Source organism: Floridaenema aerugineum BLCC-F46 (assembly GCF_041929345.1).
Classification (GTDB): domain Bacteria; phylum Cyanobacteriota; class Cyanobacteriia; order Cyanobacteriales; family Aerosakkonemataceae; genus Floridanema; species Floridanema aerugineum.
Window position 1 is genome coordinate 36,876 of record NZ_JBHFNQ010000186.1, and the last position, 12,275, is coordinate 49,150.

The following is a 12,275-nucleotide window of genomic DNA, read 5'->3' on the forward strand; positions in this document are numbered from 1 at the left end:
ATGCTTCGCCCTTAGCCTCAAATCTCTCCTTTAATCATAGCTAGAAAAGGTTTACAATATAGTAACCTTGATTCTGCTACCTTAACAAACCGACACAGTAAACCACAATGAACAGTGTCACTTTAAATTTAGCTCATGTCGTGAAATTGACTGACGAAAAGTTTGCCGAATTAGCGGCGGCGAATGACAATTTACGATTGGAATTGACAGCTAAAGGAGAATTAATTATTATGCCGCCAACGGGGGGAGAAACGGGAAATCGCAATTTCGAGATTGACGTTGATTTGGGTATTTGGAATCGTCAAACTCGATTAGGAAAAGCTTTTGATTCTTCCACAGGTTTTCGCTTACCAAATGGCGCGACTCGTTCTCCTGATGTGGCATGGATTAGAATTGCGAAATGGGAAGCTTTGACAGCAGAACAAAGAAAGAAGTTTTTGCCAATCTGTCCTGATTTTGTGGTGGAATTGGTTTCGGAGACGGATGATTTGGCAGAGGTGCGTCTGAAGATGCAGGAATATTTAGAAAATGGGTTACTTTTGGGTTGGTTGATTATTCCGAAAAGTCGGACGGTGGAAGTTTTTCGGATGAATCGAGAAGTGGAGAGGTTAGAGGGTGTTTTGAGTTTATCGGGTGAGGATGTGTTACCGGGATTTGTGTTGAATTTACAACCGATTTGGGATAATTAAAAGCCATCTGTAATTATTATGATGCTGATCTGAAATGGCGAACGTTTTTGTAGGGACACGGCATCATAAATATATTGGTATAGAACCAAATTTTAATCATGCCGTGTCCCTACAGCATATCTGCGTTCATCCGCGTTCATCTGCTTTCATCTGCGTTGAAAAAAAGCCAAATCTCTGATACCAACCAAAAACCCCATCTGTGTTCATCTGTGGTTAAAAATAATTTTAATTGAACCGCAAAGGACGCGAAGGACGCGAAGAAGAAAACGAAGAGGATTAAGAGGGATTTAGTATTATTTACTGTCTGCTAACTGTTGAACTCTGGCGATATATTGCCTCACCTTTTCAGCTTCAGGAGATTGGAAGTGATGAAAAATCTCTAAAGATTTAGACAAGTAATCTAATGCCTTACTAAAATCTCCCTGAATTGCTAATAATTGACCAAGCATTCCTAATGTACCTGCTTTACCCTGAACATCATCTATAAGTTCCTGAAGTTCCAATAATTGCTGATATAAGAGAAATGCTTCTCCAATTTGACCACATTTGGCATTAATAAAGGCCATATTTGTCAGAGTTTTTACCTGACCATTTATATCTTTGATCTGTTTTGTAATATCAAAAGATAGTTTAAGATGTACCAGTGCCTCTTCAGATTTTCCTTGATTATCATAAATAAATGCTATATTATTTAGAGTTGCTGCTTTGGCATTAATATCACAAATTTGATCCTCAATCTCAAGAACTATCTTAAAGATATTAAGTGCATCTTCACTTTTACCTTGGCTATCGTAGATACTTGCTAAGTTATGCAAAGTTGAGATCTGACCCTGTATATTACCAACGCGCTCTTGAAGTGCCAGGGATTGCTGAAGAGAATCAATGGCTTTTTCATATTGTCCTTGATTTCCATAGATACTAGCTATGCTATTTAGTGCTGTTGCCTTACCTCGCAGATTATCGGCATATTCGTCTATTTTGATAACCTTTTGTAGATATGCGATCGCTTTTTCAAATTGCCTTTGGTTAGCATAAATAATAGCTAGATCATGCAAGGTAGCAGCTTGACCCTTAATATCTCCTATGCGTTCGGTAATTTCTAGAGATTGGTTAAAAAAAGTCAGGGCTTTCTCAACTTCGCCCTGTTGAGTATGGATTTCTGCTAAATTGTGAAGAATTGCTGCTTTGGTTTTTTCATCTTCTGGATTACACAGGTTTAGAGAGTGGTGATAGTTTATAATTGCTTCATCAATCTCACCAACTTCTTTCTTTGAGCGGGCTAGTTGAAGAAATATTTGGTAATTTTCTGTAATTTTTAAAGTATCTTGGCAAAGCTTAACTACTCGGTTAAATTGGCTGGTATTAATCCAATGCCTTGAAATTACATTCCCAATTTCTACCGCAATCTTTTCCAACTTGCCTTGTAGTGCTAACCGATGAATTTCCAGACAACGTTCCTCAGTTGATGTTTTCGACTCCTCCCACCAAAGACGATACAACTCCTCAGCAGCAAGCCGATTCAAACTTTCCCCATTTTCCGGTAACTTTAAAGGCAAAATGCGCGGAACTCGTAGCGACGCATCAGGACTAACTTCCAATAATCCCAAAGCAACGGCCCGATTTATCTGCCCTTCCAAATTCGGGATAGAATCACAAACAGCCGTTAGCGCCGCTTTTGGTATTGGCAACTCAAACACCAGCCCCCGTGATAACATTTCCTGCATCGGTTCATCCATCAGTTCCAGCAAAGCTTTATCTAAAACCTCTTCTCGCAAGTCAATCCGCTTGCCTTCCATTTTGGTGAGAATTTCCGATACATTTTCAATGGTGAGAAGTTCTAAACCAGCGCCACTCGTCCCACTTTTAGCAGAATTCCCCAGTACCTTATCCAACCATTCCAACAACCGAGGATTTCCATCTGCCAATCTTTTTGCTTGCGACTGTAACGCCTCATCTACCTTAACTTCTCCACTAAAAGCAGCGAGGCGATCGCACTTTTTTCTTAAATCTGCCCCCTGTAGTGCATCCAAAGGTTGCTTATAAAAATAGCGCAACTGGGTAGAATCAAAATCGTAACGACTGGTAATAATTAAACGGTGAGGCGAGTTAGTTTCCTGAATTGCCCAAACTAACGCTTCTAAAACTCTCGCCGCTTCCGGTTTCAGCACATACTCATTATCACGGGGTTCTAAATTTTTATCCTCAAAATCATCCAACACCAGCAAAAAGGGGAGATCCCCCCAACCCCCCTTACCAAGGGGGGCATTTTGATTGCTTCCATTACCAAGGGGGGGAGATTGATTAAATACTCGCTTTAAGCGAAATTTCAATTCCTCATCAAAATCTTGTACCGCTTCCCGCAGTTCTTTCGAGTCCAATTTTTGGGCCAAACGATTCACTAAACTCGCTTCATCGATGCGCCCTACCCAAACAACTCGCTCAAAATCGGGTAATCTATCAGATAACCTAGCTGCTAAACTACTCTTACCCAAACCACCCATCCCATGAATCAATACTCCCACTTCTTCCGGTGATTGAGTCAGCGCCCGTAAACAAGATTGTAACTGACGGCGACGACCGACAAAACTCTCGCGTTTGGGGACTTTTACCTTACCCGCCGTGTCTAAAAACTCGGTAGCAACGGAAGCGGGAGGCGCGGGTTTTCTTCCCCTCGTTCTCAAAGGGGTGACTAAGTTTCCCGGTAAACTCTCTGCTGCATACAACCGCAACAAATGCCAATCTCGCGCTTTGATTTTAATTAAAGTTTGGTAAGTACAAGCAACTGCTTCGGTAACTTGCTTTCCCGCCGCTAACTCTTGATATAAAGTTGCTGCTGCTTCCTTCGCTTCCGAATCTAAAACTTTTTGTCCCCAACCTAAAATTGCTTTCCCTCCCAATTTCAGCAACTCCTCCGCCATCGAAGGTACTGCGCCAACTTTAAGAGCTTGCCCAGTGCGACAACCTGAGAGGAAAATTAGTTTAGGCATTTGGAATTGTAACTCTCTGGCGATATCTTCCGCCGTCGCATAGTAAGCTTCGCCAATTTCCGTTTCCGTAACAAAACGCGCCCCAGCATCGGTTAGGTTAGCATGACCCGTAAGGTGGAATACGTCAAAATATCCTTTGCCGTAATTTTCGATTAAATAACCCAACTCGGACAAACAACCGCTTTCTTCTACTGCTAAAAATAAAGGTTGTCGCGCCGTTGCCTCCAAAATTCGCCCTTCTTCCGCCTCAAAGTCGAGTATCGGTTCTACTTTTAATGGCGATGTTGCCATAAATAACAGGTTCAACGCCCGATTTTCCGGTGTCGCCTCGATGGTTAATTTCTTCACTTCATCGGAAGATAACCAGCGTACCGGAACAACTCCGGGTATTCGTTGCACTAAAAAACTGTTTCCATCGTGCAGCACTTCCCAAGGCAAATGGGCAAGATTTTCGGCTGTCGCAATGGCTAAAACTATGCCGTCTCGCTGATGTTGGTTGAGGAGTCTTTGGAAAAAGCGATCGCTCCCATCTAACCATTTATACAGCTTTTGTCCGGTTTTGGCGTAGTCCTCCGCTAGGCGAACATAATAATCCTGTTCGGCTAAGTTCAGGAAGTGGGAGATTTCTGATAGGGGAAGTTGTCGTTTTTGATACTGGTTTGGGTTATCGAGAAAATAGCGCAGTTCTACATAGTCGCCTGCTACTTCTTTTAAGTCTAGGTGCAGGATTTGCATATTATATATAGATATGAAATTTTTTCGATTTTGGCATTTGGTTTTGCGATCGTCTACTGATTCCCCGAAAGGTCGGTTTTTTAATCGCAGATGAACGCAGATCTTCTTTAAAGTGCGATCGTCTATTGGAGAGAATTACTGTAGGGGCGAAGCATTCGGGCGACAATTTATGAAACTCAACCAAAATATAACTTTCCGAATGCTTCGCCCTGTCTCGGTGCAAGATTGTAGATATAGGTTGTCTGTGGGGGAGGGCGAAGCATTTGGGTGCAAGTATCTTTGGTGAGTTGCAAAATTGATCGCCCAAATGCTTCGCCCCTACAGTAATTAATTTGCCAACAACATCCTCCCTCAACTTTCTAATATCTTCCGAATGTCTTCTAATGTCGCATTTTCTAAAAGTAGTCTTTTGCCGTCTTTTCCGACTATCAATACTTTCTCGATCGTTTTCCCAGATTTCCCCTGTTTGTATTCTTGATACCATTTGTGAATTAGATCGGCGATCGCCATTGTACCCCCGACGATCGTCACAATAGTCGCAATAGTCGCTAATGTACCTTCTCTTTCAACTGCTTCATCAACTTCATAACTTCCAGTTACCCCAGAAATTTCCAGTAATTCTTCTGTCGCCGCAACCGCATCTTGCCCTTGAACTTCAATTAAAATATCCGCCATTAGATTACTTAGTAAAATTTATACAATCACCAAAATTATAGTATTTTTCCCAATCCTGTAGGACAGGCATCTTGCCTGTCATCAAGAATCCCCAGTCCCCCAGATTTCGTAAAAAAACTTAATGAAATTTCTCATCAAATCAGTCTAATGTTAACTTTTAGGCGGGTTTTTTAACCTTTGGCAAAAATCACACGCTCCTCAAAAGACTTAAGGGACAGTAATTTAGTATGAGCAGTAACTTAGCAACCAAATTGCGTGAAGGCACCAAAAAATCTCACTCAATGGCAGAAAATGTTGGTTTTGTCAAGTGCTTTTTAAAAGGTGTAGTAGAAAAGGAATCCTATCGGAAATTGGTAGCTAATCTCTACTTCGTGTATTCTCAAATCGAAGAAGAGATGGAAAAGCACAAGGATCATCCCATCCTTTCTAAAATCTATTTTAAAGAGCTAAATCGCAAAAAAAGCTTAGAACAAGACCTCAGCTATTATTTTGGCCCAAACTGGCGCGATCAAGTGGCTCCTTCTCCTGCTGCTCAAGCCTACGTGCAACGCATTCGCGAAGTTTCGGAAAATGAGCCAGAATTGCTGATTGCTCAATCTTACACCCGCTATTTGGGCGACCTTTCTGGTGGTCAAATCCTCAAGGGTATTGCTGTTCGAGCAATGAATTTAACTGATGGTGGTACTGCTTTCTACGAATTCAAGGATATCCCTGATGAGAAGGCTTTTAAAAATAACTATCGTCAAGCTTTGAATGAGTTACCTATTGATGAAGCTACTGCCGATCGCATTGTAGACGAAGCTAATGCTGCTTTTGGCATGAACATGAAAATGTTTATGGAATTAGAAGGTAATTTGATTAAGGCGATCGGTATGATGCTATTCAACAGCTTAACCCGCAAACGCACTCGTGGCAGCACCGAAACTGAATTAGCAACTGCTGAATAAATGAGAGCAGCTTTGCATTAATTTTCGGGTTTGTTAGGAAATATTACATTTTTTTTCACAATCCTGGAGGCTTGATGGTGGTTTAACCTAGCTATCATCAAGTCCCCAGGATTGTAAGCTTTTAAGGGTTAAGCAATCAAAATTAGGCATTGTTTCAGCAAAGTTATTAACGAAAATCTTGCACCTGTGATTTTAACCTGCCCCTACAACTTGATTGTAAATATTTAGTCCTCTTCAGAGGAGTTTTGCTATTAGCCTGCGAATTGATTCGCAGGCGGATATTGGAACTGGCACAAGATCTGAATTAACGAACAATTACTCTCCTAATTTGCGCTTCCACTGCATTCAAATACCCTTGATCTGTTAATAGCTGCGGTGATAATTTCTTCGCTCTAATTGCAGCTTCAACTAATGTTTCTGCACGCAATCTTCCTGTGTGATGAGCAGAAACAAATAGCATATAACCGGGAATACCTTGTTCCTGAAAATGCCCTTGGTAAGCCATATTTACTAACTCAAAAGGAGTCAGTTGTTGAACCAAGTTTGAGGTATAGTCTGTTGTTGATTGTGTTGCTTGGATTTGAGCTTGGGCTACAGATGTAATTACTTGAGACAAGAATACGAAAGACAAACTTCCCAAAATTAAGCGTTTCATAATTAAACTCCACCAATGTATTTGTTAGGCGTTGAGTAAACTTTTTAGGTAATTCCTCAACTAAAATCAGCTTAAATTCTCACCTACACTGGAGAGTCAATAGTAAAAATGAAAAATTTTTTGGTTGATTTATTCAGTTAAAATTGGTAGAAAAAACAACCTATTAACTTAATAACTTTAAGCTAATAGGAAAAGGACTGAAGTCCTGACAACGGACATTATTAATAGGTCTGTTGTAACGAATTTAGTCGTTGCCTTCCTAGATAAAAGGACTGAAGTCCTTACAACAGACCATTTTATAAAAATGTTCAATATTTAATTTTGTTCAATTACAGGACAAATTACTTTTTCAAGATTTGTCACAGTAGTTTCTTGAGTTAAAAGTAATCTTTGTAACTCTTGTTTGAGTACAAGTAATTGTTGAATCTGCTCATCAATATCTGTAATTTGTTCTTGCAGCTTAACTTTTGCGTGTTCACAGGGTAAATCCCCTCGATCGTGAATCTGCAAAAATTCTTTAATCTCTGCGAGAGTCAATCCTAAACTTTGACCGCGTTTGATAAAGCTGAGGCGAGATAAAATATCTGCATCAAATAATCTATATCCGCCTTCTGTTCTACCTGATGCTTTCAGTAAACCCAATTCTTCGTAATAGCGAATAGTTTTAATTGATACGCCGCTTTGCTTGGCGACTAAACCAATCTGCTTTGGCTTTTCTTGAACTAACATATTTGTCTTACCTTTGTCAACCTCTAAGCTTAGGGTAGACTATCCAGCTTAGGGGAGAGTCAAGGGATTTTCGATTTTCGATTTACTCGACGGAGGTGCGTGACGTTGACACTCCTCAGCCTAAAGGCATGAGGATTCTTGGTTCAACGAGTCCACTTAAATTAGATACCTTGCAGTGTCTAACAAAGAGGTGGTTCTCTCCCCAAGCGTTAACTTTCGGTATGCCCTACCGTAGTTGGATTACTCCAAAATTTGTTTGAGTTTAATACTGACTTGTCTAGCTCCTGTGAATCTTTTACCTACTTCCAGGTAGAACTAGAACATTGAAGTAGAACCCCATAGATTCAGTTGTCAAGGTTCAGCGTTGAGCCGCTAGGCAACATCGGGTTTTTAAAGCGGTTGATTACCCGAACCGCTACACTCTAATTATACACATTTTTAGAGTTATGCCAAGAACAAAACGATTACAGCTTTTGTTGTCCGAGCCGGAGTATGAAGCCCTAAAAAACTATGCCAAATCCAAGCAAATTTCCATGTCTGAAGTTCTCAGGGATTACATTAAATCCTTGCAAAAGCCGTCCTAAAGGGACGGGGCTTTAAACCCATTTTTTTGGTAAAAAGGATAAATTTCAGGCTTTTTTTTGTGTCGCGCCGTCACACACCCTACTAATTTAGCCAAATTTATAATGCTTTCTCACATCGCTTTTGATGTTCCAAGTGCAGGACATTCCGGCAGGAAATGTGACTAAATCGCCTTTTTTTACTTGCACTGGTTGACCATTTACAGGTGTTACAATTACATCGCCTTCTAATAAGTAACAAGTTTCTGATTCGTCGTAAGTCCAAGGAAATTCTGATACTTCTTTTGTCCAAATAGGCCATTTAGATACGCCTAATTGGTTGAGTTTTTCTTGAGTCGGTTGATGAATGATTTTAATTTCGGTTGTGCTTTGCATATTTTTAGCTGATGTCCATTCCACATTGATCAACTAAATAACAAAGGGCGCGAAAACGCAAGCCTACTAGTTGATCGTAAAGGGGATTGAGTTTGCACATTGGGGGAATGTGGGCGATTTTACGATCGAACAATACAATATCACGCTCAAAGGGACATTGTGCAGGTATGGCTTTGTAGATGAATTTGGCTAATTTTGGGTTGGAAATCTCTAGTTGATCTAGCCATTGGCGCAAGGGTTGAAGTAGGTCAATTTGGCTAATCTTGGTTGTTTGTGGTTGTGCTACGGTGGTGCGATCGCTAATCCATCTGCTATTCATAAGTTTTTCTTTTGATTATCTTGGAAACTTATCTTTATTACTAATATAGCGGCGAAAAGTAGTTTTTGAATGAAGAAATAGATAAAAAGAATCTATAACTGGTTAAAGTTTTAGTGAAGTATAAGTAAAAGTTGTTTGGTAGTTTTTGTTACTAAATCAGCGAACAAAGAAAATAGATGAGATTTTACTGATAGAAACTTACTTTTAATCAAGAAATAGGTTAAATATCTTCCCTGATGTAATGCTGTACTCTTGAATTGAATGGAGAATTTGCTATAAATAGCTCAACTACACAGATAGAGATTTAAATTTATGGGCAAATATGATTATGTTTTCAACTCAGATTTAATGACAGAAACTCTGAGTGCGTCAGAAGCCGTAGCAGCGATCGCGATCGTTGCTATTGCGGCAGTAAAAACTGATTATGATGATGTGGAGTTAACAAAGTTAGAAAACATTCTTTGGGAATCAGACCTTGGTGCTGAATACGCAAAAGATGAAATAACGGAACTTGTCGATCGCGTGGTTGATATTGCTGAACAAGAAAATTTAGCCGTATTATTTAATACTGCTTACGAATCTCTTTCGGATGATTTAATACTAGATGCTTTTGAAGCGGCAGTAATTATGCTAGTAGAAGCGGGAGAGATCGGCGACGAAGCTGTAGAGTTTTTAACCGAACTACAAATTGCCCTAGAAATTCCAGACGAACAAGCCCAAGAAGTTATCGATGCAGTATTAGAAAATTTAGCAGAAATCGATGATTTAGAAGTATCTGAATTTGAATATTATGATTCGCCAACAGGTAATTTTTGCGTCCCTGTTCCCGTCGAGTTAGAAAAAGGTGGTAAAACCGATTCTCAGCCTGGGGTAGTAACATTTACTGATGATTTTGGCACGCTTTTAAGAATTGATTACTGGCAAGCAAATGATGTAGACGCAGAGGCGGAAAAAATAGAAAATTTGGGCAAAGAAAAGTATCTCGAAGGTATTTTAGATAAGTACTTTTCCCAGGCGATTCTGGGTAGTATCCCTAATGCAAAAGTAATTTATCAGGAATATCTGGCAGACTTAAATTTTGGCGCTTACTTTGCAGTTTTGGATCTGCCATTCGGTTCAACTATGACTGTTTCCCAAAATAATCAACCTGCTACCAGGCTAAATGCTTATCGGGGAATAGTAGTTTTTGATCTGGAAGATTATATGTATGTAGTCAGTTGTCAGCGCAATTTTCTTCATGATGAAAAACCAGGGGAAATTGAGGATGAAGCTGAGGAATTAAAAGACCAACTTTATGAATTTATTGAAAGCATAGAATTTCTTGGTGAATTTGATGATGATTATTGATCTTTATCATCTCGTTCTTGCTTGTAATAATTCCTGATTTTGTGGTGGGTAGGATGAATAACCGTTACTAAATCCCTCAGCACCATTAGCGACAACACCAATTACATTTAACTTATGCAACATATTTGTAGCTTGAGTTAATTCGGTACGAGTAACTCTACCAATGCGTCCTACTAATACTACGCCACTGCAAAAAGATGCTGCTAAAATTGCGTCTACTATGCCTAAAACTGGAGGCGCATCTAACAATACTAAGTCGTAAGATTGCTCAAAGTTTGCCATTAATTCTCGCATTCTTTGGGAACTTAAAAGTTGTGCTGGATCGAGTGGAGTTGGCCCCGCAGTTAAAATGGAAATATTACTATGTTGTCGAGATATTTGAATACTAGTTTCATCTTTTAGAGAAACATCGCTTGTTAATAATGTGGAAAGTCCTCGATCGTTGGGAAGATTTAGTTCTTTATGTAAGCTTGGACGACGTAAGTCGGCATCAATTAATAATACTCTTTGATGCAAACGAGCCGCACTAATTGCTAAGCCTAATGCGATCGCAGATTTACCTTCTCCAGCTAAGGCGGATGTAATCACCAGAGATTTTAAAGAACCAGCAGAATTTACTAATTGAATATTTTGATAAATTAAATCCAAAGATTCTCGAAAAGGTTGCCAACTAATTAATTCCATAGTTGACGAGGCTAAGATTGGTTGTTGGCGGAAAGGTAAGTGAATAATTGGTTCAGTTCTAATATGAGGCGTTAATTGAGGAATGATTCCTAGTAATGGCAAATCAACTTGTTTCTTCAATTCATCAGATGTGTGAACAGCATCATCAATCATTTCCCGGATAAAGGCGACAATACCGCCTAACATTAGTCCAACTACTGCACCTAAAAGCAAGTTTCGCTTCATGCTTGGGCCAATTTTTAAGCCTAATTGTGGTTCTTCTACAAGTTGCCAATCGAAGCCACCTCTAGCAATTTCTAAGCTTAAGTCTTGTCGTGCTTTTAGTAGTTGTTCCAGGGTTTCTCGATTCAGTTTTACTTGTGGTTGTAGACGATTGTATTCTGATAACATTCCCGGAAATCGCTGTAATTGGGTTTGGAGTTGCTGCGCTTTCTGGGTTAATGTTTGTACTCTGGCTTGCCATCCAAGTAGATTGGTTTGTTCTTGTAAAAGTCTACTAGAAAGGTCAACGTCAAGTTTGCCTAGTTGTCCTTTTTCAAGCAAATTTCTTTGGGGAATGTTTGGAGTAACTAGGTTATTTCCTTGAACTGTTTGCTGTTCTCTTTGGAGTAAAGCTAGTTGTCTTTGACGTTGCTCTAGTAAGTTTTGAATGGCAGGATTATCATCAGTGAAACGTTGCCGTTCTTTGGCTAATTCTAAGTCGATTTTTTGAATTTCGTTGAGTAATGTTTGATAGCGCGTAGATTCACTGAGGCGGGAGGAAACTACGGCATCTTGTGGCGATCGCTTAACTTGTTGTTGTAATGTTTGAAACCGCGCTTGTGCTTCTTGGTATTGAGCAAGGGCTGTGCGAAGTTCGTATTGAACATCTTTTAAGGATTCAATTAATGCTTTTGCTTGTAATTCTGGTTCAATGAAGTTTTGACTTTTCCGAAATTTGTCTAAAGCAGCTTCGGTTTGGGCTGTGTTTTCTCGCAATGATGGTAGTTGAGCATCAATAAAAGATAGACCTCTATTTAAACGAAGTTGCTGTTGCTCGCGGTTATAATTTTGGTAAACACGCTTAATAGTTTCGAGTACAGTTTGAGTTTTGATTGGGTCATGATCGATGTAAGTAACTTCAAATATTTTGGTTTTAACTTTATCTTCTTCTAACTGATTAATTACCAATGAATCTTTAAGGTCTTTAACTTTAATTTTTGGGTACTGAGGACGGAGTAAATTTACTGCTTCTTGGATTAATTGCGAACTTCGCATTAAGTTAAGTTGGGTGGCATAATCTATTTCTACATTGGAATCAGCAAAGTCATTTTCGGCATTTCTAGCACCTTCTCGTTTTCCTTGATAGTTGGGTTCTACTAATAGCTGCATGGAGCTTTTATAAGTAGGTTTAGTGATTAAAGTTATGATAATAGTAGTGACTAAAACTAAGGAGAAAACACTTAATAACCAGTAACGGCGACGCATTAAAATTGCTAAAAGTTGTCCGTAACCTGGCTCGGTTTCAGCAGCCGTATTAAAGTTATTTGCGTTTACGTTTACCATATTTAAC

At 39.5% G+C, this 12,275-nt stretch carries 10 protein-coding genes; 3 read left to right on the forward strand and 7 right to left on the reverse strand.

Annotated elements, in window-relative coordinates; genetic code table 11:
• The first annotated feature begins 107 nt into the window (after positions 1-107).
• Positions 108-689, forward strand: coding sequence for a Uma2 family endonuclease (locus ACE1CC_RS24030; RefSeq protein ID WP_413272969.1), 582 nt, complete (start codon positions 108-110; stop codon positions 687-689).
• A 293-nt stretch (positions 690-982) separates the two neighbouring features.
• On the opposite strand, the gene ACE1CC_RS24035 is transcribed toward ACE1CC_RS24030, so the two are convergent.
• Positions 983-4,411, reverse strand: coding sequence for a tetratricopeptide repeat protein (locus ACE1CC_RS24035; protein ID WP_413272970.1), 3,429 nt, complete (start codon positions 4,409-4,411; stop codon positions 983-985).
• A gap of 351 nt (positions 4,412-4,762) precedes the next feature.
• Positions 4,763-5,086 (reverse strand): hypothetical protein, encoded by a 324-nt coding sequence (locus tag ACE1CC_RS24040; protein ID WP_413272971.1) that lies wholly within the window; start codon positions 5,084-5,086, stop codon positions 4,763-4,765.
• A 227-nt stretch (positions 5,087-5,313) separates the two neighbouring features.
• On the opposite strand from ACE1CC_RS24040, the gene ACE1CC_RS24045 reads away from it, so the two are divergent.
• Positions 5,314-6,033, forward strand: a complete 720-nt coding sequence (locus ACE1CC_RS24045) for a biliverdin-producing heme oxygenase (RefSeq protein ID WP_413272972.1) — start codon at positions 5,314-5,316, stop codon at positions 6,031-6,033.
• A gap of 304 nt (positions 6,034-6,337) precedes the next feature.
• Here the strand turns inward: ACE1CC_RS24045 and ACE1CC_RS24050 are convergent, their stop codons facing one another.
• From ACE1CC_RS24050 to ACE1CC_RS24065, 4 genes are all read right to left on the reverse strand, one after another.
• A complete protein-coding gene (locus ACE1CC_RS24050; protein ID WP_413272973.1) occupies positions 6,338-6,688 on the reverse strand; it encodes a hypothetical protein in 351 nt (116 codons plus the stop codon).
• A gap of 315 nt (positions 6,689-7,003) precedes the next feature.
• The gene (locus ACE1CC_RS24055; RefSeq protein WP_413272974.1) at positions 7,004-7,417 is read right to left on the reverse strand and encodes a heavy metal-responsive transcriptional regulator; all 414 of its coding nucleotides are present in this window, start codon (positions 7,415-7,417) and stop codon (positions 7,004-7,006) included.
• Between the two features lie 671 nt (positions 7,418-8,088).
• Complete coding sequence (locus ACE1CC_RS24060; RefSeq protein ID WP_413272975.1) at positions 8,089-8,373, reverse strand: cupin domain-containing protein; 285 nt, start codon at positions 8,371-8,373, stop codon at positions 8,089-8,091.
• A 4-nt stretch (positions 8,374-8,377) separates the two neighbouring features.
• Positions 8,378-8,692: a Mo-dependent nitrogenase C-terminal domain-containing protein gene (locus ACE1CC_RS24065; RefSeq protein ID WP_413272976.1), complete on the reverse strand. Its 315-nt coding sequence runs from the start codon at positions 8,690-8,692 to the stop codon at positions 8,378-8,380.
• A gap of 312 nt (positions 8,693-9,004) precedes the next feature.
• On the opposite strand from ACE1CC_RS24065, the gene ACE1CC_RS24070 reads away from it, so the two are divergent.
• Positions 9,005-10,039, forward strand: a complete 1,035-nt coding sequence (locus ACE1CC_RS24070) for a tellurite resistance TerB family protein (protein WP_413272977.1) — start codon at positions 9,005-9,007, stop codon at positions 10,037-10,039.
• 6 nt (positions 10,040-10,045) lie between these two features.
• Here the strand turns inward: ACE1CC_RS24070 and ACE1CC_RS24075 are convergent, their stop codons facing one another.
• On the reverse strand, positions 10,046-12,268 hold the full coding sequence (locus ACE1CC_RS24075) for a GumC family protein (RefSeq protein WP_413272978.1): 2,223 nt from the start codon (positions 12,266-12,268) through the stop codon (positions 10,046-10,048).
• Between the last annotated feature and the right edge of the window lie 7 nt (positions 12,269-12,275).